This window comes from Acinetobacter sp. YH12137 (genome assembly GCF_013418535.1).
Classification (GTDB): domain Bacteria; phylum Pseudomonadota; class Gammaproteobacteria; order Pseudomonadales; family Moraxellaceae; genus Acinetobacter.
This window is the reverse complement of record NZ_VPBW01000039.1, coordinates 1-24,466: the sequence shown is the minus strand read 5'-3', so window position 1 is coordinate 24,466 and position 24,466 is coordinate 1. Positions and strand designations below refer to the sequence as shown.

Sequence of the window (24,466 nt, the reverse complement as noted above, 5' to 3'; positions counted from 1 at the left end):
CTCATGAAATACGGTATTCTGATGTGACAAAACCTGAATCCTGGTCGTTAAAGTGTTTGTTTGCACTCATATTTTAACTGTTAGGACTCAGGTTTTTTTATTTAAAGCAAACTATGGGACAGCAGTGGCCTTAAGCCTCTTTTTTTATTAGATTGCTTTTGTGGAGTAGAAATATTCAACAAATAATATTAATAAATTAATTATTTTAACTCTACCACAGTAAGTATTTTCTTATTGATACCGTAAAATAGTTTAATAATATAGAAATCCCACTCTATTATATGCGGAATGATGCAGAGACTATTTCGGATGGATAATATCAGTTTTAAAGGTTTTCAGGATGCGGGACAGGCAGTTTTAAAATATCTGCATCAGCATTTTGGCTTTAATTTATGGATGATCACCCGGGTAGAAGACAATGACTGGATTGTGCTGCAAAGCGAAGATCATGGCTATGCTGTCCAGCCAGGTCAGGTATTTGAATGGGCCAATTCTTTCTGCTGTCATATGGTCACAGGCAAAGGACCAAGAATCGCGCCTCGCTCTGAAGAAATTCCTTTATATGCGACTGCGCCAATTAACCAGCATTTCTGCATCAAATCTTATATTGGTCAACCACTCTTTAAAGAAGATGGCAGTCTATTTGGAACATTATGTGCAGTTGATCCTGAAGCCAAGTCAGATGCCATCATTCAGGATCTGGCGATGGTCGAGTTATTTAGCAAGCTTTTGAGCTCAATCTTACAAGCTGAGTTGCGTCAGAACGAGCAAATCCGTCAGCAAGAACTGCTACAGCAACAAGCCAGTAAAGATGAATTGACTGGGTTATATAACCGTCGTGCCTGGGAGAAACTGCTACAGGCAGAAGAAGAACGTTGCAAACAGTACGGTCATCCTGCTGCGATCTTATTTATAGACTTGAATGACCTGAAAAAAGTGAATGATAGTCTGGGACACAAGGAAGGCGATCAATTAATTCAACATACTGCACAAATCCTTCAGGAAAATGTACGTAGCAATGATATTGTGGCGCGTATTGGTGGTGATGAATTCGTAATCCTGAGCATAGAAAATGATAAAGCGGGAGCTGAGCGTTTGCTCGATCGCTTAATTGAAGCCTTTGCAGAAGCAAAAATTGAAGCTGCATTTGGTATGGCGATGCGTCATCCAACGACTGGCTTAGTTGAGGCTCAGTGGCAAGCAGACAAAAATATGTTTGAGTACAAGCGCTGGAAAAAGTCTGTTTAAATGTTTTTGATTTTTAATATTTTTAAGGAGGTGTCTGAGAATATTCAGCCATGAGCTGCCAAGTTTTTCCCACAATAAATAGAAGTAATTAATTTCCTTTTATTCTTATTTTTTTAGGTTTTATTCAAAGTTTAATTGTCTAGAAGCAACCTAAATTCTTCTTTAAGCCCAACCATTTAAAAGATAAAGCACGATCAGAGTGTAAGAAATACTGTCCAGAAAAAATATCATCGACAGTTATTGGGTTTGTATTGTGTGATTTTAATACGCCCATCTTTCATTCTCATTGAATAAAAATGCAAAGAAATTCTAGGGAATAAAATTTTATGAAAAAGCAGATGTCATTCTTTGGGCTGGTTTTGGTTTCAAGCTTGCTTACCGCATGTGGTGGTGGTGGAGGTAGCTCAGACAATCCTACAGTGACTACACCACCAAATGTTCCAGAGGAGAGTATTTCTCCTGAACTTTCAGAAGAATTTATTCCTTTTGAGGATCGCGATATCATCGAGAAAATCCGCGATAAAATTAACAATAGCACCAGCAATGATACGGACTATAACGTTGCGTTAGGTCATATGATTGGTGAGGTGTTTGCAGATTATCCTTATGGACGCACGGGCCGTATTATCAAGATTTATAATCTGGGTGTGAATAGCATCAAGTATCCAAATCTGATCTGTTCGGAGGTGAATACCAATGGTGCGGTGAAAACCTTTAAATTAAAAACAGATAAAAATAACTGTATTGTTCTGGATAAAACCTATCGCAAAGATTCAACCATTACCCAGACAGTCAATGGTGATACTACGACCTTGACCTTTAGCAATGTACGTTATGGTTCCAATGTTAATTTTAATCTAAAAGATGACTATCTGATTTCAGGTACGATTGTTCATACCAAAAGCAAAAACAATCTAGGTGCATTGGAAAGCTATAAAATTGACCGTCTGGAATTTCAGCGTGTAGCGGAAGACAAGAATGCGGGTAAATCTGGCGCTGAGTATGATGAGCTGAGCAAGGAATACTTACTGGTACGTAATTATAACTATAGCCTTGTAGATGACTATGGTAGTGGCAGTAATGGTATCCGTACCTTAACCAGCAGCGGCAGCATTATTGGTCAACCCAATCTGGCGGATTATCGTTATAGTTTTGATTTTAATACGACTACACCATTCAAGATGGACGAAACGGTGTTAAATAATTATAAGCATCTGCCGAAAGAGGGTGTGCTTGAAATTACTGACAGTTATGATCAGGTGATTGAGGTCAAACAGAATCAGCCTGAATCCTTAAAAGCGACTGTCTATTTCAATGGCAGTGAGCTGGATGACCTGCTGTGGTCAACGATTATTGACAATAAAAAATAAGAACTAACCTTATAAAAAAAGCTCCATCAAGGAGCTTTTTTATTTGGGGAAGAATTTACAGAGAATTCAACTGCTGCGAACCAATCCAGTGTTTAGAGAACTGATAGGCTGCACGACCTGAGCGTTGTCCTCGTGCCTGGCACCAGCGTAATGCTTCAGCACGGGCTTCAGCTGTCATTTGCATATCTGCCTTTTTCAGATAATGCTCGACAATTTCCAGATACAGGTTTTGATCCATTGGGTAAAACGACAGCCATAAACCAAAACGATCCGACAGGGAAATTTTTTCTTCAATGGCTTCTTGTGGATGCAACTCGGTATATTGGGGTACATCCACTTTGGTTACCGGGGTATTTTCATGCATAAATTCCGGCAATAGATGACGACGGTTACTGGTCGCATAGATCACAAAATTACTTGAACCGGACTGTAATGAACCATCTAGCACACTTTTCAGACTGCGATAGTTTTCATCTTCCGCATTGAAGGCCAAGTCATCACAATAGACAATAAACTTTTCCGGACGACCGGCGATCAGTTGCTGAATTTGTGGAAGATCTGACAAATCATCGCGTTCAATTTCGATCAGACGTAAGCCCTGATCTGCATATTCAGTCAACAAGGCACGCACAATCGAAGATTTGCCTGTACCGCGAGAGCCAGTCAGTAAGACATCATTGGCGGGTAATCCTTTTAGAAACTGCAAAGTATTCTGAATGACTTTTTCTTTTTGTCGCTCAATACCTTTTAAATCTGCCAGTTCAATCTGTTTGAGCTGGTGAATGGGTTTGAGTTCTCCAGCCTGCCATTTATAGGCATAAGCAGAAAAATCAGGACTTTGTTTTAATTCAGGCAGACTTTGCTGGAGCTGGAGAAGAACAGTGGAAAGAGCATTTAAGATATTGTCAGGTAAATCAATTTTCGCCATGATTTGAGCAGTACTTTTACAATTATGGCTAGAATACTATCACTGTAAAATTCACAGTCAAAGTCTGGAAAGTGTGATAATTTGCTTAAAGTGGTGAATTTTCGTTATTGTAGTACAAAGAAAATAGATGCCTGTTTTTTGTTCATGGCTGCAGGATGTCTGAAAATTACAATATAGGGAAGAGGGCAGATGCTGTTTAAAGATTTTACTCAGGATATCAATCCACATCAGGCCTATCGTATCAAAAAGCTGAAGCAGCAATTGCAACAGGCTGAAACTTACGAAGAATGGAAATATATTGCCTTAAAGATCGATGAAGAATCTGGGGCACAAGAATGGAAGCTGGATAATAGTTCACCGTATTTTGATGCCGAGGTGATTGCGCATCGACTGGGGAAATTAAGACGTTACCGTCAGCAGAAACGTACTCGTGACCTGATGTATATCCTGCGTGAAGGACTGAGTTACGATATTGCCAATATCGCCCATCCTTTATTGTTTACCGTCACTTATGTCGGTACTAAAAAAATTATTGAGGATTATGTAGAAGAAGTCAGTCTGGGCCTGGCTTATATTGCTTCTGCACAATGTACCTGTCTGACTCTTGAAGAGAAAATTGAATATTTTGAGCACTGCCAACGTGCTTATGGTCAGCCAGCCTTAATGTTCTCGGGCGGTGCCACACTCGGTTTATTTCATACCGGTGTATGTAAGGCGCTAATGGAACAGGATTTGTTACCTCGAGTGATGTCGGGTTCCAGTGCTGGTGCAATTATGACCGCAATGTTGGGCGTTTCCAAACCTGCGCAGTATGTAGATATTTTAAAAGGCCATAACTTTTTCCATGAAGCTTTTCATTTCCGTACCATGAGTGAATTAATGAAGGGTAATGGTGGTCTGGCGGATGTCAAATACCTGAAAAAATTCCTGATCGAAAACTTGGGCGATATGACCTTTGAAGAAGCATTAAAAACTTCGGGTCTGCATATCAATATTGCGGTTGCGCCTTATGATGCCGCGCAGGATGCCCGGATCATGAATGCCTATACCTCTCCAGATGTACTGGTCTGGAGTGCGGTGCTGGCATCTTGTGCCGTGCCGATTCTGTTCCCGCCGGTACGTCTCACCAGTAAACGTCATGATGGGCAATATACGCCTTATATGGGCGCAACACGCTGGGTAGATGGCAGTGTCCGTAGTGATTTCCCGCAGGAGAAAATGGCGCGGCTGTACAATATCAATTACACCATTGCCAGTCAGGCCAATCCGCACATTGTGCCTTTTATGCAGGATGATATTTCACGCTTCCGTAAAGGAACTTTAAGCTGGCCGAAACGCATTGTACGCCGTCAGAGTGTGGTATTTACCAAAGGGATTATGGATTTTGCCCGTGAGCATGCGGGCAGTTTGCCGCCAATCCGCCGTTTGCTGGATCATGGTTATGGCGTAGTGGATCAACGTTATTATGGTGATGTGAATATCGTCGGTAAATATAGCCTGCGTCATTACAGCTATATGCTGCAAAATCCTCGTCCGCATTTGTTCAAGGTGCTGCAACGTGAAGGTGAGCGGGCGACCTGGCCAAAAATCTCCCTGATCGAAACTCAGGAGCGGGTAGGTAAAACTATTCAGCATTGTCTGGAACTGCTAAATTACCAGCATGCACCAGATACCAAGCAAGAATATATTGTTACTTAACCCTGCCAAACTGCATCAGCTTGATTTCCAGCTTAAGACCAAAGCCCGAAGTCTGGGTTTTGGTCGCCGTCTTTATTATCTAGAAGTTAATCCGGAGACCGCGTCAGCACTTTGGTTAAAAACCCAGAATCTTGATTCAACGGCTATTTCTCGGTATGCCCAAACTGGCTTAAGTCATGAGCTGGACTTTTATGAAGCTTATGGTGAGCAAGAAGGGCGGACTTTCATGCTTCCGCATCAAATTATTCGAAAGCCATTTCAGATTAGGAATGAATTTTTCAATCAGGCTTTGATCTTACCTAATGCGCCAGCACATTTTGATATATGTCCTAAGCTGTTCTCGATTCAAGAAATTCGTCAGCATATGCTACGAGCATTAGAACCGTTGATAAGCTTACAAGAACTCGGGTATCTGTATGCTGATCTCAAACGAGAGCATTTTGTTATTTATCAGAAATGGGTCTGTTTGATCGATTTTGAGCAAGTTCAGCCAATCAATTCTTTAAACCAAGCAATGAACGCTACACCACGTTATATGGCACCTGAACTATTTCAAGGGCAAGCCAAGTCGCTACAGAGTGAAGTTTATGCGCTGGGTATCATTTTTTATGAATGGCTTACAGGGCAGCGCCTAGAAGCGACAGATTATCAGGATTGGGCCTTATTGCACTGTCAGCGTTTTAAACCTGAGCTACCTACACAATTCCAAGCTTTGCAAAGCCCGATACAAAACATGCTTCGAAAGCATTCACGAGATAGATTGTCTGATTTCAAGGCCGTAAAACAGGCCTTACTTACTGAAATTGCATGAGAAAAATACAATAAATTGTATATTGTTTTTTATTTAATCAAACGAGTGGTTTTTTCTTAAAAAGAGCTTGTCAGGTGAAATTGATCCCTATAGTATACACAGCCATCGGGGACGTGGCGAAATTGGTAGACGCACTGGATTTAGGTTCCAGCGCCGCGAGGTGTGAGAGTTCGAGTCTCTCCGTCCCCACCAATTTACTCAAGAGATTGAGTAAAATGGCCGAGTAGAGGATTGGTGTAATGGTAGCATGACGGTCTCCAAAACCGTTCGTCAAGGTTCGAATCCTTGATCCTCTGCCAAAGTTTGAAAAAAAGTCCAACACTAAGTTGGTACCCTGATGGGGACGTGGCGAAATTGGTAGACGCACTGGATTTAGGTTCCAGCGCCGCGAGGTGTGAGAGTTCGAGTCTCTCCGTCCCCACCATCAAAAGAGACAAGGTTGATGCCTTGTTTTTTTTTGCCTGGAATTTAAGGTTGAGCCATCTTTTAATTCCATTCTTATTATTCGCTTACTTTCGATGGGTAGATTTTAAATACTCAAACTAAGTATCAGTGAAGGGGAGAAGAGAGAAGTCTTTTAAAATGCCCAATCAATTGGCTAATCCAAACATCATTAAAATTAATATTCAGCACTCTTTCAAATAACTTGATTTTTTAAATTGGAGAAATGAAATTAAGCAGTTTCATCAGAAATAAGCCAGTATTTAATCATCAAAGAATTAACTGATTAATTTTTGATATAAAAACACCGAGTTGATCATAGAATCGCTTGTCAAGCAGATGCGATCGCTATAATATACACAGCCACGGGGATATGGCGGAATTGGTAGACGCACTGTGTTCAGGTCGCAGCGCCTTCTGGGCGTGAGAGTTCGAGTCTCTCTATCCCCACCATATATGAAGAAACAAGGTTAATGCCTTGTTTTTTTTTGCCTGAAATTTAGTGCGACATTTTTATTGGCTTGGCTTTTTATTTTTTGTATTGGATTCATTTATTGTTTAAACAACATGCTCGATCAAGATAAGTGAGGTTCTAGAGGTCTGATCTGCTGAGACTGAGCTAGACAAGCTTAGAGATTAAGTTCAAAGCAGTAGCAAAGAAACCTCATAAGGCTGAGTTTTCTTGTTAAATCTTATAAAAAATAAAAAAATTGTATTAACTGTTTAATTTATAGCGGAATAGGCAGTGATTGCTTGTAAAATCACTTGTCAATGACCTGCTATCTCTATAATATACACAGCCATCGGGGACGTGGCGAAATTGGTAGACGCACTGGATTTAGGTTCCAGCGCCGCGAGGTGTGAGAGTTCGAGTCTCTCCGTCCCCACCAATTTACTCAAGAGATTGAGTAAAATGGCCGAGTAGAGGATTGGTGTAATGGTAGCATGACGGTCTCCAAAACCGTTCGTCAAGGTTCGAATCCTTGATCCTCTGCCAAAGTTTGAAAAAGTCCAACACTAAGTTGGTACCCTGATGGGGACGTGGCGAAATTGGTAGACGCACTGGATTTAGGTTCCAGCGCCGCGAGGTGTGAGAGTTCGAGTCTCTCCGTCCCCACCATCAAAAGAGACAAGGTTGATGCCTTGTTTTTTTTTGCCTGAAATTTTATAAACGAAAAAAAGCCCATCGAAATGGGCTGATTATAGGAATAAGAGAATTTTACTCAAATAAAAGGGTAAATCATGAGTGCATTGATTAATTAAATTTAAGCTTTCAGATGATCTTCAAACTCCTCACCCAGCTGCATGGCCAATGCATTACCTGAAAGATCGCAGGTCACCAGACCATATTCTTTTTTAAAACTGAAACTAAAACCACGATTGTCTGCCAGGGTGCGAACCGAATACCCCAATTTTTCTAACCAAAGTCTAAATGCGAGAACGTTTTTTGCTTTAACCACTTTTTTCACGAGATAACTCCTTCATCAGTTAAATCATAGATAAGGGTGAGAATTTTCGTTTTAAAGGGCAAATACCCTTATTTAAATTAATTTAATTGAATTTGCGGATTTAATGAACAAGATAATATAGACGAAATATAGGGTTTTTAATCTAAGTCTATGTTTTTTATTATTTTCAAGATGTTGTAACTAAATATTTTAATTTTAAGCCTAAATAATTTTTTGAATAGTTATTAATATTCAAATATTTAAATCAGTAATTGTTTATTTTTTATTCATTTTAAATTAGGAATTAGCGTGGTTTAAAGTTTTAGAGTTTGAGTAAGGCTTAAAAATATACAATCCATCAAAGTCTCAGAGTATTCAGGTCATGGTTTTAAGCTCAACGCTTTATACTGTCATGGATATAATTTAAATAAGATTGATGATGACTGAATTAAATATTGAACAGTACGTCAAACAGCAAATTGAACTTATGCAGCAGCAAGGGCAGGAGCCTGTAGCTGTGATGCTGGGTCATGAAGACTGGCTGGATTTTTCGGTACAGTCCAAGGTGGCGTATACACCATTTGGCAGTGCGCGCCGTTATCAACCTGCTTTGGGTGGATTATTGCTGGTCAGGATTGATGAAATGAATGCGGTACGAGTGGTCACCCAGCAAGAACTGGATGACTATGCTCAGAAGCATTAGCTACTCTAAGCAGCTATAAGTTTAAAACGAGTCTTTTATCACGCGTAAACGTTGAAACTCTTCGACACTGTCTGCGCGTAAAAAAGGATTGGTTTCCAGTTCTGCTGCAATCGTACTGGGTAAGGTGCATTGTCCTAGCATGCGCATACGCTCAACCTGTTCGAAACGCTCCAGAATTGCTGGATTATCCGGTTCAACATGTTTGGCAAACTGTGCATTCGACAGTGTATATTCATGCGTGCAATAAACCTGGGTACGTGGCGGTAAGGCAGCCAGACGAGTCAGAGAGTGGTACATCTGCTGATAAGTGCCTTCAAATACCCGCCCACAGCCCATGGCAAACAGGGTATCGCCACAGAACAGCACATCAATAGCATCCAGGAAATACACGATATGGCCTAGGGTATGTCCCGGTACGGCAATAATCTGTACCTCAACACCATGAAAACTGAACTGGTCGTCATGTTCAAGTGGATGGTTAATAAACGGAATTTTTTCCAGCTCAGCTTTTGGGCCATATACCGGTAATGATTGCTTTTGAATTAAATCCGGAACGCCCCCGATATGGTCTTTATGCCAGTGGGTGAGCCAGATCTGACTCAGCTCAAGCCCATGTTCGGCGCAGTAATTCTGAACTAACGCAGCTTCAGTGGGATCAATGACCACGACCTGATGCGTCGGTGTATGTTCAAGTAACCAGATATAATTTTGTAATGAGTTTTTGACATCAATACAGTGGATTTTAAACGGCATCATAAGACATCAGACCAAACAGATATTATGGATAAAGTAGCATAAATTCAGGCAGTCTGACTGTGGTCAAAGCTGCCTGTTTACAAGAATTTTTTATATGATTTGTTTAAAAAGATCAGTCATTTATTCTGCATCTTTGACTGTGACAGCTTCGCCAATGGTATAGAAGTGGCCACCGGCGACATGATGAATACTTTTCCATTCTTCGCTGACTTCATGATAGTACCAGTGCCCATTACGGAACACCCGATCATCGGCATAAGCGGCAATGACCTTACCAATAAACAGGTCATGGGCTTGCTGGTTATGTGGCTCGGGAATCAGCTCACATAAAATCCAGGCGGCACAACCTTCTACAACTGGGATCTCTTGATCTGCGAATTTGAATAACTGCACACCGGACTGCTCCAGTTTGTCTGGGGCATTGTACAGACTCAATGTTCCCAGACTATAGACCATTTCCAGCTGTTTGAGGGTGGGAATCTGCAGGGCAAAGTAGCCAGAATTTTCTATTATTTTTCGGGTCTTGGTGCTTTTATCCAGTACTACGGTGACTTTTGCTGGACTGAATTCGAGTGCACATGCCCAGGCAGCGGCCATGACATCAGTGTCTTGCCCATCATTGGCAGACACTAACACAGTGGGGCCATGTGTAATCAGGCGATAGGCTTTTTCTAAAGGTACAGTTTGAATATGTGAATTGTTCATAAAGAACCTTAATGAGTGAAAAGGGAGAAAAATAAATCATCTGATCCACAGCATATAAAATTCCTCTTCTGGAAAAAAGCTTTTAAACTAAACACCTACATACAGAAGTAAAGAAAATGAAAATGTACCAGGTGGATGCTTTTACGACGTCTCTATTTAAGGGAAATCCTGCTGCAGTCATCGTGCAGGATGCTTGGCTGGATGATCACCTGATGCAGAATATTGCCCTGGAAAATAATCTGTCTGAGACCGCTTTTGTCAAAGTGCTGGATGCAGAAAATTATGAAATTCGCTGGTTTACGCCGACCAAGGAAGTGGATTTCTGTGGACATGCCACATTGGCCAGCAGCTTTGTATTATTCAAGGATTTTAGCTCTGCAAAAACCATTTATTTTCATGTCAAAGATCTGGGCATTTTTACAGTATGCCAGGATGAAGATGGCAAAATCCGGATGAATTTCCCGATCCGTCAGCCTGAACTCATCACAGATTATCCAGAAGCCTTAAGACAGGCGCTGACGAAGCCTTTTAAAAATGTTTATCTGAATACACAAGGTTATATTATTGAATATGAATCAGTGCAGGATGTATTAGAAGAGCAGCCAAATATTGAATTGCTGAAGCAGCTGAATGGAAAAAGAACCGCGATTACAGCAGCGGGTCCATTACTGGATGTCGCGATTACCGCTGGTGATACGCAATATGATTGCATATCACGTTATTTTGCACCGAGTAACGGGATTAATGAAGATCCGGTAACGGGTTCAATTCATACCGGGATTGCACCGATCTGGGCGGAGAAATTAAATAAAACTGAACTGGTGGCTTATCAGGCTTCTCAGCGTGGCGGTGTATTGTATTGTGCATTAAAAGAGCAAGACCGCATTGAGATTTCAGGTTATGCCAAACTGTTTATGCTGGCCGAACTTTATATTTAATTAACATACTCAATAAAATACCGTGAAATTGCGCGGTATTTTATTTGGCATCTCATAAAATAGACTATTCATAATAGAGACTTTTCTCTAAGATCAGAGTGACTGTAAATAAAAATTCACACTTAAAAATTTGGATGAACAATGCAAATACGCTTTAAACGTTTAAGCATGGCGATTTTATTATCTGGCTGGACTGCGGCCAGTTTTGCACAGCCAGTATTGGTGAAAACAGAACAGAATATCGAAGAATATCGACTGGAAAATGGCTTAAGAATTATTCTTGCGCCCAATGATAAAGAAAATAAAGTGTTTATGAATACGGTTTATCTGACCGGTTCACTGAATGATCCTCAGGGCAAAGGGGGCCTGGCGCATCTGCTTGAACATCTGGCGTTTAAAGGCACGGAAAATGTGAAGGGAGATGAGTTTCAGCGCCGTCTGGATCAATATACCTTAATGACCAATGCTAGTACTGACTATTACTCAACCAAATATACCAATGTGATTCGTCCTGAGCAGACTGCGGTCAATGAAGTGATTTTCCTTGAAGCAGAACGCATGGACAAGCTGGTCCTGCAAGAAAAGTATGTGCCGACTGAAATTGATATCGTGAAACGTGAGCGTGAAATCCGTCTGGATCAGCCATTTTCCGTACTGATGGATCAGGTATTTAAATCAGCTTATGGCAATCAGTATCTGGGGCGATTACCGATTGGTGACTTGAACGAACTGCAATCGATCAAGATGCAGGAGCTGAACCAGTTTTATCGTCATTGGTATGCACCGAATAATGCTTTGATGATTATTTCAGGCAAATTTAATAAGGCAGAAGTGCTGAAGCAGATTGATACCCATTTCAGTCCGATTCAGTCCCGCAAAGTGCCTGAAGCGGTAAAAGTGCCTGCGCTAAAACCTGAACAGATCAAACAACGTGAATTTACCGTACAAAAAGGTAGTGATCTGGCCAAATTTAATATTTATCTGAACCAGTCAGAAGAAAGTATTAAAACCACGCTGGCCATGTCTCCAATCTTATATACCTTGCAACCTAGCGGACACCTGTATCAAAGTCTGGTCGAGACTGGTAAGACCACTACAGTGCAGTCCATGACCTGGCTCGATAAAGATTTTAATCTGGTGTTTATGGGTGCCATCTATGCGCCAAATCATCAAGTCAAACAAGTTGAGCAGGGCTTAATTCAGGGGGTAGAGCAGAGCCAGCCATTTAATGAAACCGAATTAAACCGGGCTAAAAGTCTAACCCGAAACCAGGCGGACAATGTTAAAAATAGCGCAACCGCTTTAGGTTCGCGTTTAAGTGAATATGTAGTGGCTTATTCAGGTGACTGGAGCCAGTATTTCAAAGATCTGCAAGCCATAGAAAAGCTGGATGTCAATCAGATCAATCAGGTGTATAAGGCATTCTTTAAGCCAGAATATCGTATTTCTGGCAATATCTTGCCGACACCAGAAGATCAGAAAAAAGCACAGGAGTTGCCCCAGACTGAAGTGCCGGCTCAAACTCTGGACCAGCAGGCTGAAGCAGCAGAACCGCTGAAAGATGTCAGTGTCTATCAGGCAGAAGTAAAGCAGTATGTGGCGCAGTCCAAGCAATATTTACAGGCTAAGGACAAGCAGATTCAACGGGGCAAACTGAAGAATGGTATTAAATACGCTTTATTCCCGACCCAGACTCAGGATGACAAAGTTTATGCCACTATTGCACTTAATTTTGGCACGGCACAAAGTTTGTTCAATAAAGGCGAGATTCTGGATCTGACTGCTTACTTACTACTGCGTTCTTCTGAAACCCAGAGCTTGCAACAGATTGCCGATAAAATTATTGAGTCTGGTGGTTCAGCCACGGCCAGTTCCTCTGAAAATGGCATGAGCATTCAGATCAGTGCCAAAAAAGAGAAGTTTGAAGAGTTTTTCCAGTATGTACTGGATGTGCTCAATAAACCGGCCTTTGAGCAGAGTCAGTTTGACCTGATTAAAGGACAAAGCCTATCTGCGTTAGACCGTCCTTATACTGAGCCCAATATGGTGGCAGGCCTGACCATGTCCCGCGCGACCGAGATTTATCAGCCGGGTGACCTTCGTTATCATTTTGAACCTGAACTGGCGAAAAAACAGATTCAGGCTGCTACTCGTGAACAGGTCGTAGCGCTGTATCAGCAGTTCTTTAATACGCATCATGCCCAGATCGCAGTGACAGGGGAATTTAATCCGAAGTCCGTGAGCAAAGCCCTCAAAAATAACTTTGCGAGCTGGAAAGCGAAGCAGCCTTATGAGCGCTTAAGTGGTCAATATACAGTTTATCCGGCACAGAAAATCCATGCGTTGTCTGAACAGCGTGAGTTCGGTCATTATCGGGCTGTCATGACATTCCCTGTCGGTGCAGAACATGTAGATTTACCAGCCATGCTGGTCTTCCGACATATTCTGGGTGATTCTCAGTTGTCTTCACGTTTAGCACAGGAACTGCGTGAGAAAAATGCGCTGGTTTATGGCTTCAGTGCCAATGCTCAGTATGATGAATGGATTGATTCAGGCGCATTAGGCATTCAGGCAAATTATACGCCTGGCCGATCAGCACAGGTGTCACAAGCTGTGCATAAGGTATTGAATGAGCTTCTGGCCAAAGGGGTAACTGAGCAGGAAGTTGAAGCGGCGAAAGCCACGATTTTGAAACAGCGCGTCACTGCACTAGAAGATGATCGCCGTATTCACAGCATGCTGATTCCACAACTGGAAAAAGATCGTAATCTGATCTATCGGGAGAAACGTGATCAGGCGATTGCCAAGCTGACCAAGGCAGATGTCGATGCCGTTATCAAAAAATATGTTAAACCGGATCAATTGGTCGAAGTCATGGCGGATCAGTATGGGAAAGAAGTGAAATAAACTCTGTAATTTTTTATAAGTCTATGACGGTCTCTTTTCATTTTAAATAAATGTTTAGATGTCTATATGGCTACTTTTGCTTCGGCAAAAGTAGCCAAAACCATTTGTCATCCGCAAAACTCGTCCACCACCTTCACGAAATAAATTTATTGTAGAAACAATCCTCTTATGATGTAGTCCTGCCTCAACCAGTTACGGATGACGTTTCCACGTATCTATAGGCGATAAAAGCGTTTGGCATTCTCATAAAAAACCGGCTTTACAGCATGTTCGTCATAGTTCTGCACAATATCGCTAAAGGCATCAATGATGGTGACCAGATCTGTGCTGACACGATCCATCGGGAAATTCGAAGCAAACATGATGCGATCTTTAGCGAAACATTGTAGGGCATGCTGGATCAATGGAGCCGCGAGCTGAATCAGTTCATCTTTTTTTGCCAGTTTTCGATCTAAATGAAAACGGTGACCGAGTACAGGCATAAACAGACCGGAGATTTTGCTATACACATTCGGACATTTTGCCAGTTCAGCCAAGTCTTCTTTCCAAGTCTGAAAAATATAGTCTCGCTGCTGTGCTGTTTGTCCTGTTGCTTTACCGACTTTCCCAAAGATGCCGGCAGGTGTGCCCAAGTGATCCAGCACAATCGGCGTTTCAGGAAATGTTTTGGCCAGATGGGCCACATCAGAAATTTGGGTAGAATAAACCCAGGCATCAAAACTTAAATTGGCTTTGGCTAATTCCTCAAATCCTTTCAGAAATTTCTTATTGCAGTATAAATGCGGTTCATCGGTCCAGGCATGAATGCCTTTATCGGCATGGAACGATGCCATTTTACGAATACCACGTAATTTAGGCGAAACTTCCTGATGTAATTGCAGCAGCTGTTTAAAGTTTTTTTGACGAAGATCAGCTGTAGCCACAATGCCGCCTAGCTGAATATTCTGTTCAGCAAAAGGCAGCCCGGCAATAAACCTGGTTTCATTAACCACGCCAGTACCTTTATGCTCATGCCAGCTTGCTTCTATATGAACAATCTGTTCCACCTGATAATGACCGATGTCACGTTTATAATTTTCAGGTAGGTAAGGCGCGGTCAGATGTTCGGTCAGACCAATGGTATCGATCACCGCTTTGGGCTTGATCAGTCGCACCATTTTGTTCAGCAGTTTGGGATGTTTGCCAAATAATTTTACGGCTGAGGCTGCGGCATGCGGTGTGGTATAAGGGTCCCATTGATGAATATGCGGATCTATAATCGGAAAGGGCAGTTGCTGCATGATATTTTTGATCGTCGTTTAATTTTTATTCATTTTTTATAGGATAAATGCAGCATTAAAGTCAAATTAAAAATCAAAGATTTAAAAAAAGCCCCGTAGGGCTTTTATTAATGATCGTGGTCGTGTTGATGCTTGTTGGCATGAAACTCTTCATTACGACGGAAACGTAAATAGTTTTCAAACTGCTCACAGTATTCATCATAGTTATCTTCCAGCATCATCTGAAATTGCTGCAAGATATAAGACATGACCTGATCTTTAGCGTCGCGCATCTCGTTACCATCTTTGAAATTGTTGGCAGCGACCCAGGTATTAAAGCGGGCAGTACCAAACAGCATTGCGGCACTGACTTGACCACGTTTTTCTGCCGGGTTTTCCTGAGAGCCTTTTTCTACACGGCTAAATTCGTTGGCCTGTTTAATAAATTCATCAGCACGTTCAAAGAATGCAGCATTTAACGCTTCTTCTTCGGTTACATCGGTTGCTTCAATCTTTTGAACCATGAATTTTTCCTGATAATAAAATCTTAATCACTAATTATAGGCAAAGCCTTGCAGAAACTAAACCTTTGCCTTAATCTAAAAATAGCCTAAGCAATAAAAATGTGAATCTCATGCAAGATGCAATTGCTGTACAGAGCCTGAAAAGTGATATTGCCTTATTGCGCCAGAATATCTGGCCACCGGCAAATCTGGCCAATGTGGAAGGATTGCCAATTTATTATGGCACCAAGTCGCAGGTCGAAGAATATTACAAGCAATGGCTGGGTCTGATTGAAAGGGCGCAGGATCTGTTTCAGCCTTTTATGGAAGATGAAGTCCTGGATGCGATTCATTTGCCAAGTCATTTGAATCTGCCCTTATTTTATTTTCATGTGGACCGCATCCGGATTAATAAAACCCGCGCCAAAGAATCCAAAACTTTTCGTGGTATTGCCAGCCTGATTGAAAAATGTGGGCAATTTGAACCGGAACAGATTCAGGCCATGCAACGCTGGCTAGACAGTGATGAAACGGCAGCTTTGGTGGCACATCGTGAATTTGTAGATCTGCGTACTTATGTATTCCAGCATGGTCAAAGTGAATACACCCGGACTCGGTTCTATGTGAATGGCATCGTCCTCAGTGTCGAACCACATTTTGAACTGGTTGATGCCCGTGATAAGCCGCGTAAGCAGCGCAGCGATAGTTATAGCGATCCATTAGCTGATAACAATACCTGGAAAGTATATGGAAAATATCGCTAGAGCAATTTTGTCTATTTATCTCTTACCAGAATGGCTGGGTGTGAGAAAATTTTTGTAACTGCTCGGCAGCCTGTTCCGACAGATGCTGCTGTTCTGCGGTGAGCCAGCCGATGACAAACCATGCCTTGGAATGTTTTTTGGCATAAGGCCTATACAGGCTTTCTGCGACAAACAGGTCATTATAATGACCTAAAGTCTCCTGTAAGGGCTTTAACGCTTTCAGATATCTTTTGATTTCCTTTTCCGGAAACAGGCTTTGCAGAAATTCCACATTATAACGCAAGCGTTTAACCCGCTTGCGGGTTCGGTGGCGTGATTCAATATCCAGTTCCTGATAATTCTCTGCATCTGCACAGACTTTCTGATGCAGTTTGCTGAGTCCTTTACACAGGATTTTATGCGAGGACTTTTGCTGGTTTGCACTCTGATCCTGACTAAATTGTAGTAGCTCCAGTATCAGCTCCATCGTAGCTGGCTTTCTGAATAATTGGCTAATATCTGCCTGATCCTGTTGGGCTGGAGGCAACTGCAATACTGGTGAACCCGCAGCTTCTAGCTGAGGAAGCAGACTTTCAGCTAAAGCATCGCGATCCCGAGTAGAGCCTAATTGCTGGAAGATATTGCGTAACTGATCCTGCCATTCCTCTGGCAAATCCTGATGATAGGGCTGGAAGATTTTTAAGGCACTGCGTAAACGCCGGATAGCGACGCGGGCCTGGTGCACATGGTCACTATTGTAATTTTCTAGCGCAATCGCCGTCGCATTGGGAAACAGGTGCGTCAGACAGTTGGTGATAATTTTTTGCAAGATATGATGAATATCGTCTTTAGCTGCGAGCTCTAAGGTTGTCTGATGCTGGACCGGAAGATCAGTTTTATTATTCAGCAGAGCATAACCACGTTCAGATTTGCTGCGTACATCCAGCCATAACTGATAACGTTGAATCCAGGGTTTAACAAAATCAATTAAGTCATCAAGTTTACCACTTTTGAGCTCAAATTCAACTTCATAAATATCCAAGGTCTGGCCATTAGAACGAATCTCACCTCTATCCAGTGCAATTTCAATCTGACTTCCTCGGTAATTTTCAATCCAGAGATCCCGCTCTACATCAGTTTCAAATTGTAGAGTCAGAGACGTATCTAGGGTGTGAAGTGCCTGTTTTAGAATCTTCCGAGCCTGTTTATGCTTGGCATAAGCTTTTAAATCACAGTTGTCCGGTGCGGCATCCAGTCTTTCTTCCAGCTCAAAGCGTTCAAACTGATGCTGGCTCGGTGCTTTTAAGGTCTGAAACCATTGCTGATCTTCCAGACGCTGCCGGAGTGCAATTTTGTGCTGCTGTAACTGCTGATCGGAAGTATCAAAGTATTTGGCACATAAATGATGTCGAGTCGGCCCGTACTGCTGAAAATCTTGTTCGAATTGGTGACGTATACTTTGCGGAATCTGGAATTTGAGTTCGATTTCTGCCATCGGGCCATTCCTTCTCGATGAGGCTCATAACAATCAATATAGACCAAACAACAAAAGTATTGTGATGTGCTTGTGCAACAAAAAAGCACGCCGTAGCGTGCTTTGAAAGTCAGTTAAATACTTATTTAAGAAATTTGCGGCTGACCAGAAACTGTTCTGTCGCTTCCAGTAAGCGCTGTGCATAGACTTCCTGCTTGGCAGTCAGCCAACCCAACACAAACCAGTCACTGGCTTCCAGCTCAGTCTGCTGGATATACAGGGCAGAGGAGGCCAATGTCTGATATTCATTTGCTGCCTGCTGTGCATCATTTAAAGCCTTGCTGTATTTTTGTAGGTTTTTGACATCATAAATCGTGGTCAAAATTGGGAAGCTGAATTTTAATTCCTGAATGCGAATTGCTAGCTGATCCAGACTCTCAAAATTGGTAATATCAGTCTGGTTCATCTGTTCCTGCAAGACTTTGTATTGTTGCTGCAAGGTAGTTTGCGCTGCAGATTTCAATTCCAGCGGCTTAGCTTCATTTGTACTTAAGCTGAAGATCAGCAATTCCAGATAGTGATGCACATTTTGGGTGGATTTCACCAGATTGCCCAGCTTCTCTTTGGCATAGAGAATATCTTTAGTCAGGTTCTCTGCGGTCATAGGATTTTGCAGGAAGCCAGCCAGAGTGTTTTGCATGTGCTGTAAATGTTGCAGATGTTCAAACTGATGTTTAAATGCGGCAAGTTGATGCGCCCATTTGTCTGAAACTTGGGGATGCCAATCTTTAAACAAAAGTAGGGTCAGATAGAGATGATCCAAGGCCTGTTGTGCCTGATCAATATGTTCCTGCTCTGCCACTTGCGCGGAGATTGCCGCAATATTGGGTAACAGGTGCTGCATTTGCTGGGCCACTAGATGACACAGGTTTTTACCCGCACTGTCTTTTTTGCTGATCTGGAATTCTTTGGCAAAAGTAGCGGGACTTACATTCTGATGAGTCGCTAACAAATTCCCAATTTCTGCCTTACTGCGTACATCCAGCCACAGCTGATATTTTTTGACCCATTCAAAACTAAAGGCCAGCAAATCCTGAATTGAGCCATGCTTTAACTCGAATTCAACTTCATGCACTTCCTGTTCAGCATGAGGCGTGCGAATACAGCCGATATCCAGGCTGACTTCGATTGATGTGTTTTCATATTCAATCACGCGCAAGGTACGGGCAATATCGGTTTCAAACTGCAATTGCAGCTGGTCAAACTGATCACCTAAAGCACGATTAAGCAAGGTTTGCGCTTCAGCAGACTGCTTGTAAATACTCAGGTCCAGCTCAGGAGAATATTCTAATTCACCCAGATCATGATTATGCTCGAAACGTTCAATGTGGCTTTTGCCTGCCGCTTTTAACGTCTGAACCCAACGACTGCCTTCTAATCGTTGGCGTAGGGCAATTCCATGCTGGGCCAGTTGACGGTCTGCAGTATCATAGTATTTGGCTTGAAGCAGGATCTGTTGAGATTTCTTGGGATCAAGTGCCTTAAGCAGGGCAGTACGGCGTGCCGCGGGAATCTGGAACTTGAGTTCAACTTCAACCATGATAATCATCCTGTCTATTCAATTTATTGAAAAATATTAAAAAATAAATTGAATTTTTATTCGCTTGCATGAAATTCCGATATGAAACGGAAATATTTTTTAGACTTTTGAGCGGCTGATTGTAACGAAAAACCAATCTGATGTAAGACTTGACCGATTGAAAAAAATGGAAATGGAAAAATTAAAATGCTGATCTCATTCGCCGGTTTCTACTGAAAGCATGACAATTCAATATCTAAGCCAAATTCAGGTACAGAATTACATGAAAATAAAGGTACTTTTAATTGCCTAAATTATGCGCTAAGGTGAAGAAAAAAGATCAGGATGATGATAATGAATGCACAAGTGCAGCCGAGCAATGAGATTGCAGAACTGACTTCTCCACAAATGCCGATTCATGACTATCATGAGTTTTACCGGTTTTATCTAACCGAGCATCGCCATATTATGAGCCGCCGTTTGCATGTCGCAGGCAGCAGTATCGGTTTATATTTTTTTAGCAAAGCCCTTCATCAGCGTAAAGCTAAATATCTGGCCTATGGACTACTCTCAGGTTATGCCTGTGCCTGGATTGGTCATTTCATTTTTGAAAAGAATAAACCGGCCAGCTTTAAACAGCCGCTATACAGTTTTATTTCAGACTGGCGTATGTTTGCCGATGTATTACGTGGTAACCTGAGCCTGGTCGATCGTAAGCACGACAAAATTCCAAGTTAGGGCTTATGACGTTTTATCGGATTTATGCTTAAGTATTGCAATAAAAACGATAAAAACACTTGCAAGTGTAGAGTTATTATTCTATTAATTGTTTTATTGCTTATTCAGTATTTTATCAAAGAGTATAATTCACTGAATAAATCAGTTTTCCAAGCCTGGAGCGACCTTCTCCGGGCTTTTTTTATATTTAAAAAAATAGAAAGATCTGCATTGACGTATTTTTAATTTATCTGAATGATTTAGAAAATATTCACGAGATGAATGAACCAAGTTTGAGAGATAAGATGGTCAGTTCTGCTTAGATGGGTCGATCCTTTCTAGCTTTGACACGTCTCCCCATAAACGGTTTACCCAAAGCTAGAAAGGATCTGGTAGATAAAACACAGCTTTTGCTTTTCTATTTATGTGTTGTGTTCGAACTTATTTAAATCCTTTAATGCATGTAGACCTATCCCTGAAATTGGGTATTTTGAAGTTTTCTTTAAGTTTTGTGATTAATGGTATTCAAGCAATTTTATACACAGGAATCGTAAAATCCGGACATAAAAAAATCGCTTTCAGAATTTTGCAACTTCTCCACTAAGTTATCTGCAAAATCCTAAAAGCGTTTGTCGGAGGGCGTAAGCATTAACACTTTATCATTATTGTTATAAAACCATTAAAACGTAAATTCTCGCAGTCGCCTATCACTGAAAATAGGGATATTGATCAATCACCTGTATAAAAAGTACAAATAATAATCTAATCCCTGAATCGGGTATTATTCAGTGTTTAGGATGGGGAAACTCGCCCATTTATGCCTATAATAGCGTATGTATTTTGAATGGCGGCAGTCATGCGCGGTTTATATTTAATTACCAATGATGATCCTATTGAACTTCTCCTAGCAAAACTTGAAGGTGCAATGGCGACTTATGAAGTTGCGGTACTTCAGTATCGTCGTAAAAAAGTAGCGAAAGAAGATCAGGCTTACGAAATCGAATATATGAAACAAATGTGTGAACAGTACAAAGTTCCATTTGTGATTAATGACGATTTGGAAACTGCAGTAAAATATGGCGTAGGCGTGCATTTGGGTCAGGATGATGGTTCAATCCAGAAAGCTGTTGAACGTTTGCCTAAAAATGTTTTGATTGGTCGCAGTTGCAACAACTCACTTGAGCTTGCAGAACAAGCCATTGCGGATGGTGCAAACTATGTGGCATTTGGTGCGATCTTTGCGACTGACACCAAGCCAGAAGCGGGCAATATTGGTTTAGAAACCTTGAAACTGGCTAAAGAAAAATTGAATGTACCAATCTGTGCCATTGGTGGTTTGACAGTTGAAAACGGTAAAGAAGTCATTGAAGCCGGCGCTGATCTTTGTGCGGTCATTAGTGATGTTTTAGGCCGCTCGATGTCTACTGTCGGTCAACGAGTGTATGACTGGTCGGAACTATTTGCTGAACAAGCTTAATTTTTATTTCTTATTGTATTTTTGAGTTGAGTGATTCTCATGAGTTTATCTCCAAAGCAAGAACAACTATTTAAACAAGCCAATAAACATATTCCGGGTGGTGTTAACTCACCTGTACGTGCTTTCAATGGCGTGGGTGGTACGCCTATCTTTATCGAGAAAGCACAAGGTGCTTATCTGTACGATGTCGATGGCAAGCGCTATGTGGACTATGTGGGTTCATGGGGCCCAATGATTCTGGGTCATGCGCATCCATCAATCATTAAAGCGGTGCAAGATGCAGCTGTTGATGGTTTAAGCTTTGGTGCACCAACCGTGCATGAAACCACTTTGGCAGATATCATTTGCGACATCATGCCATCCATTGAATTGGTACGTATGACGAATTCTGGTACTGAAGCGACCATGACTGCGATCCGCTTGGCGCGTGGTTATACCGGACGTGACAAAATCGTAAAATTTGAAGGTTGTTATCATGGGCACTCTGACTCGCTGCTGGTAAAAGCAGGTTCTGGCCTGTTAACTAAAGGCGAAGGGGAAGCGACTTCTGCGGGCGTACCTGCTGATTTTGCCAAACATACATTAACCCTTCCTTATAACGACATTGCGACTTTAAAAGAATGCTTTGCCAAGTTCGGTTCAGAAATCGCGGGTGTGATCGTAGAGCCAGTGGCAGGGAACATGAATCTGGTGAAACCGATTGATGGTTTCCTGCAAGCGATACGTGATGTCTGTGACGAACATGGTTCAGTCTTCATTATTGATGAAGTGATGACAGGCTTTCGTGTGGGTCTTGGTGGTGCTCAGGCACATTATGGCGTGACTCCTGATTTAACGACTTTGGGTAAAATTATTGGTGCGGGGTTGCCAGTCGGTGCTTTTGGCGGTAAGCGTGAAGTGATGGAATGCATCGCGCCACTAGGTAACGTGTATCAGGCAGGTACTTTGTCCGGTAACCCGCTAGCAATGCGTGCCGGGATCGAGATGTTTAAACATCTGCGTGAGCCAGGTTTTTATGAAAAACTGACTGCTCAACTTGAAAAACTTCTTGCAGGTTTACAAGCAGCTGCGGATGAAGCCGGTATTCCATTCAAGACCCAGCAAGTGGGCGGCATGTTTGGCCTGTACTTCACTGATCAAGAAGACATCACCAGCTTTGATTCAATGCTGAAATGTGACGTAGAAGCTTTCAAGAAATTCTTCCATGGCATGTTAAGTCGTGGTGTGAACCTGGCTCCATCTGCATTTGAAGCAGGATTTATTTCAGCTGCGCATAGTGATGAAGATATTGAATTTACGATTCAAGCGGCTAAAGAAACTTTTGCTGAAATGAAAGGGTAATACAACCTCTCCCTAACCCTCTCCTAAAAGGAGAGGGAACATAAGCCCGAATTCCTTCGGGCTTATTTTATTCTTTTAATTAGACCGCAAAGATTTGAAATTGATAAATTAGAAATTGGATAGTTGAATGAAAACCAAACATTATCTGACCTTAAGCGACGCTGAGTTTTTGTTAAATCAGGCCTATGAATATGCGCTAGAAAATGGCTTTAATGTTAGTATTGCTGTAGTTGATGAAACTGGCAATTTGCTGGCAATGAAGCGTATGGATGGTGCTTCACCGATGACAGCAAACCTGTGTCTGGAAAAAGCACGTTGTTCTGCCATTAGTCGCCGCCCATCCAAACTGTTTGAAGATATTATCAAAGGCGGTCAAATGGGCTTTCTGACGATGGATACTTTTTCTGGGATGTTAGAAGGTGGTGAGCCGATTCTGTATCAGGGTCAGTTAGTTGGTGCGATGGGTGTTTCTGGAGTGAAGTCTTTCCAGGATGCGGAGATTGCACAGCAGGCGATTGAAAAGTTTTTGGCTAAGCAAAGCTAATCCAAAATAGAAATTGATCAGCTCAATTTAATAAAATCATCCAACGATGTTCCAAAATGAAGCGTGGAACGTGAAATATCAACTAAAAAGCCCAATCGCTAATGAGAGGGCTTGTCTATATACAATAAAGTTATGATTTAAAAAGGAAATCAAAATGATTTCGTATAAGGTGTATTATGTTAATTTTAGGGAAATTTAAGAATCTCTATGCAATGGTTTATTCAATATTCTTTGATTTCTTATCTTTTAGGTTAATCAGAAATAGCCAATAACATAAGCCAGGAAATAGAGCCATAAAGATAGTCCATGTATCTGTATACATCTTCCACCACTCTTTCGAAATTTCTCCTGTGTGACTCCATCCAAAAAGAATAAAAAATGGAGTAGCAATAATTATAGAGGCAATACAGATAGTTAATAAATTAAGACTGTTATAACGATTTAAAAGAATTGAGAATATGAAGCTGAAAGGTACAGTCAAAATACAATAAGCCAAGTAGACAAGACCGTGCCCTACAAGAACCACTAAAATCGAGTATAGGCTGTATTCCTGATTCATTACGATAAACAGGACTGCTGTGAAAAAAAGTAGTGGTAAAGGAGAAAGTAAGAGAGCTTTTACTATTTTTTCATTTGAGTATTTCACTAATTTAATTCTCTTATCTACTCAATAAATAATAATATTATAACGATTTTATTGGAGGTTTTTTGATTCTATTTAACATAATGGTGGTTATACGAAATTAGAACTGTTAGAAACCATTTAAAGTGTCTATATTCTCACCAATAAAAATGTCTAGTTTATGATGGTTTTTACCATCATGGACTGGATATAAATTAGAGATGTTGATCACTATGTCTGACAAGGAAATTCAA

General features: G+C 41.4%; 21 protein-coding genes and 7 tRNA genes. 19 read left to right on the top strand and 9 right to left on the bottom strand.

The features are described 5' to 3' along the window. The first annotated feature begins 309 nt into the window (after positions 1 to 309). Both FTU72_RS13965 and FTU72_RS13960 read left to right on the top strand, forming a co-directional pair. The gene (locus FTU72_RS13965) at positions 310 to 1,248 is read left to right on the top strand and encodes a sensor domain-containing diguanylate cyclase (RefSeq protein ID WP_179993341.1); all 939 of its coding nucleotides are present in this window, start codon (positions 310 to 312) and stop codon (positions 1,246 to 1,248) included. Positions 1,249 to 1,574: 326 nt separating this feature from the next. Continuing rightward, complete coding sequence (locus FTU72_RS13960) at positions 1,575 to 2,618, top strand: hypothetical protein (RefSeq protein WP_179993340.1); 1,044 nt, start codon at positions 1,575 to 1,577, stop codon at positions 2,616 to 2,618. A 55-nt stretch (positions 2,619 to 2,673) separates the two neighbouring features. Here FTU72_RS13960 and FTU72_RS13955 read toward each other — a convergent pair whose 3' ends face one another. Then, positions 2,674 to 3,546, bottom strand: coding sequence for an ATP-binding protein (locus FTU72_RS13955; RefSeq protein ID WP_166138612.1), 873 nt, complete (start codon positions 3,544 to 3,546; stop codon positions 2,674 to 2,676). A gap of 189 nt (positions 3,547 to 3,735) precedes the next feature. Here FTU72_RS13955 and FTU72_RS13950 point away from each other — a divergent pair, with 189 nt between their 5' ends. The 9 genes from FTU72_RS13950 (at position 3,736) to FTU72_RS13910 (ending at position 7,616) form a co-directional block, all read left to right on the top strand. Continuing rightward, complete coding sequence (locus FTU72_RS13950) at positions 3,736 to 5,244, top strand: DUF3336 domain-containing protein (RefSeq protein ID WP_179993339.1); 1,509 nt, start codon at positions 3,736 to 3,738, stop codon at positions 5,242 to 5,244. Next, a complete protein-coding gene (locus FTU72_RS13945; RefSeq protein ID WP_257218529.1) occupies positions 5,234 to 6,055 on the top strand; it encodes a serine/threonine protein kinase in 822 nt (273 codons plus the stop codon). The genes FTU72_RS13950 and FTU72_RS13945 overlap by 11 nt, the downstream gene beginning before the upstream one ends. Before the next feature lie 107 nt (positions 6,056 to 6,162). Then, positions 6,163 to 6,247, top strand: a tRNA-Leu gene (locus FTU72_RS13940). 33 nt (positions 6,248 to 6,280) lie between these two features. Then, positions 6,281 to 6,354: transfer RNA gene (locus FTU72_RS13935), tRNA-Trp, on the top strand. 40 nt (positions 6,355 to 6,394) lie between these two features. Beyond that, positions 6,395 to 6,479 (top strand) — tRNA-Leu (locus FTU72_RS13930). 384 nt (positions 6,480 to 6,863) lie between these two features. After that, a tRNA-Leu gene (locus FTU72_RS13925) sits at positions 6,864 to 6,949 on the top strand. 352 nt (positions 6,950 to 7,301) lie between these two features. Next, positions 7,302 to 7,386 (top strand) — tRNA-Leu (locus tag FTU72_RS13920). Positions 7,387 to 7,419: 33 nt separating this feature from the next. Continuing rightward, positions 7,420 to 7,493 (top strand) — tRNA-Trp (locus FTU72_RS13915). 38 nt (positions 7,494 to 7,531) lie between these two features. Beyond that, positions 7,532 to 7,616, top strand: a tRNA-Leu gene (locus tag FTU72_RS13910). 145 nt (positions 7,617 to 7,761) lie between these two features. On the opposite strand, the gene FTU72_RS13905 is transcribed toward FTU72_RS13910, so the two are convergent. Continuing rightward, a complete protein-coding gene (locus FTU72_RS13905) occupies positions 7,762 to 7,965 on the bottom strand; it encodes a hypothetical protein (protein WP_004786362.1) in 204 nt (67 codons plus the stop codon). Between the two features lie 418 nt (positions 7,966 to 8,383). Here FTU72_RS13905 and FTU72_RS13900 point away from each other — a divergent pair, with 418 nt between their 5' ends. Further along, entirely contained in the window at positions 8,384 to 8,647 is a 264-nt protein-coding gene (locus FTU72_RS13900) for a hypothetical protein (protein WP_179993337.1), read from the top strand. A gap of 21 nt (positions 8,648 to 8,668) precedes the next feature. Here FTU72_RS13900 and gloB read toward each other — a convergent pair whose 3' ends face one another. Next, positions 8,669 to 9,403: a hydroxyacylglutathione hydrolase gene (gene gloB, locus FTU72_RS13895; protein WP_159123781.1), complete on the bottom strand. Its 735-nt coding sequence runs from the start codon at positions 9,401 to 9,403 to the stop codon at positions 8,669 to 8,671. A gap of 120 nt (positions 9,404 to 9,523) precedes the next feature. Next, positions 9,524 to 10,108, bottom strand: coding sequence for a flavin reductase family protein (locus FTU72_RS13890; RefSeq protein WP_159123780.1), 585 nt, complete (start codon positions 10,106 to 10,108; stop codon positions 9,524 to 9,526). Positions 10,109 to 10,224: 116 nt separating this feature from the next. Between FTU72_RS13890 and FTU72_RS13885 the strand changes: the two genes are divergently transcribed. Beyond that, complete coding sequence (locus FTU72_RS13885) at positions 10,225 to 11,046, top strand: PhzF family phenazine biosynthesis protein (RefSeq protein ID WP_179993336.1); 822 nt, start codon at positions 10,225 to 10,227, stop codon at positions 11,044 to 11,046. 141 nt (positions 11,047 to 11,187) lie between these two features. After that, the gene (locus tag FTU72_RS13880) at positions 11,188 to 13,953 is read left to right on the top strand and encodes a pitrilysin family protein (RefSeq protein WP_180031628.1); all 2,766 of its coding nucleotides are present in this window, start codon (positions 11,188 to 11,190) and stop codon (positions 13,951 to 13,953) included. A 215-nt stretch (positions 13,954 to 14,168) separates the two neighbouring features. On the opposite strand, the gene FTU72_RS13875 is transcribed toward FTU72_RS13880, so the two are convergent. Together FTU72_RS13875 and FTU72_RS13870 are read right to left on the bottom strand one after the other, a co-directional pair. Continuing rightward, positions 14,169 to 15,233, bottom strand: coding sequence for an amidohydrolase (locus FTU72_RS13875; RefSeq protein ID WP_166138633.1), 1,065 nt, complete (start codon positions 15,231 to 15,233; stop codon positions 14,169 to 14,171). Positions 15,234 to 15,340: 107 nt separating this feature from the next. Continuing rightward, positions 15,341 to 15,736, bottom strand: coding sequence for a DUF3144 domain-containing protein (locus tag FTU72_RS13870; RefSeq protein ID WP_004786347.1), 396 nt, complete (start codon positions 15,734 to 15,736; stop codon positions 15,341 to 15,343). 110 nt (positions 15,737 to 15,846) lie between these two features. On the opposite strand from FTU72_RS13870, the gene FTU72_RS13865 reads away from it, so the two are divergent. Continuing rightward, positions 15,847 to 16,479 (top strand): hypothetical protein, encoded by a 633-nt coding sequence (locus tag FTU72_RS13865; protein ID WP_004786345.1) that lies wholly within the window; start codon positions 15,847 to 15,849, stop codon positions 16,477 to 16,479. A gap of 22 nt (positions 16,480 to 16,501) precedes the next feature. Here FTU72_RS13865 and FTU72_RS13860 read toward each other — a convergent pair whose 3' ends face one another. Further along, entirely contained in the window at positions 16,502 to 17,953 is a 1,452-nt protein-coding gene (locus FTU72_RS13860; protein ID WP_179993334.1) for a CYTH and CHAD domain-containing protein, read from the bottom strand. A gap of 121 nt (positions 17,954 to 18,074) precedes the next feature. After that, positions 18,075 to 19,532 (bottom strand): inorganic triphosphatase, encoded by a 1,458-nt coding sequence (locus tag FTU72_RS13855; protein ID WP_179993333.1) that lies wholly within the window; start codon positions 19,530 to 19,532, stop codon positions 18,075 to 18,077. 333 nt (positions 19,533 to 19,865) lie between these two features. Here FTU72_RS13855 and FTU72_RS13850 point away from each other — a divergent pair, with 333 nt between their 5' ends. From FTU72_RS13850 to FTU72_RS13835, 4 genes are all read left to right on the top strand, one after another. Next, entirely contained in the window at positions 19,866 to 20,249 is a 384-nt protein-coding gene (locus tag FTU72_RS13850; protein WP_159123774.1) for a DUF962 domain-containing protein, read from the top strand. Positions 20,250 to 21,084: 835 nt separating this feature from the next. Further along, positions 21,085 to 21,705: a thiamine phosphate synthase gene (gene thiE / locus FTU72_RS13845; protein WP_159123773.1), complete on the top strand. Its 621-nt coding sequence runs from the start codon at positions 21,085 to 21,087 to the stop codon at positions 21,703 to 21,705. 39 nt (positions 21,706 to 21,744) lie between these two features. Continuing rightward, positions 21,745 to 23,046: a glutamate-1-semialdehyde 2,1-aminomutase gene (hemL, locus tag FTU72_RS13840; RefSeq protein WP_034706389.1), complete on the top strand. Its 1,302-nt coding sequence runs from the start codon at positions 21,745 to 21,747 to the stop codon at positions 23,044 to 23,046. A gap of 127 nt (positions 23,047 to 23,173) precedes the next feature. After that, positions 23,174 to 23,590 (top strand): heme-binding protein, encoded by a 417-nt coding sequence (locus tag FTU72_RS13835; RefSeq protein ID WP_180031626.1) that lies wholly within the window; start codon positions 23,174 to 23,176, stop codon positions 23,588 to 23,590. A 217-nt stretch (positions 23,591 to 23,807) separates the two neighbouring features. On the opposite strand, the gene FTU72_RS13830 is transcribed toward FTU72_RS13835, so the two are convergent. Beyond that, a complete protein-coding gene (locus FTU72_RS13830) occupies positions 23,808 to 24,236 on the bottom strand; it encodes a hypothetical protein (RefSeq protein ID WP_000877730.1) in 429 nt (142 codons plus the stop codon). Positions 24,237 to 24,466: the final 230 nt, after the last annotated feature.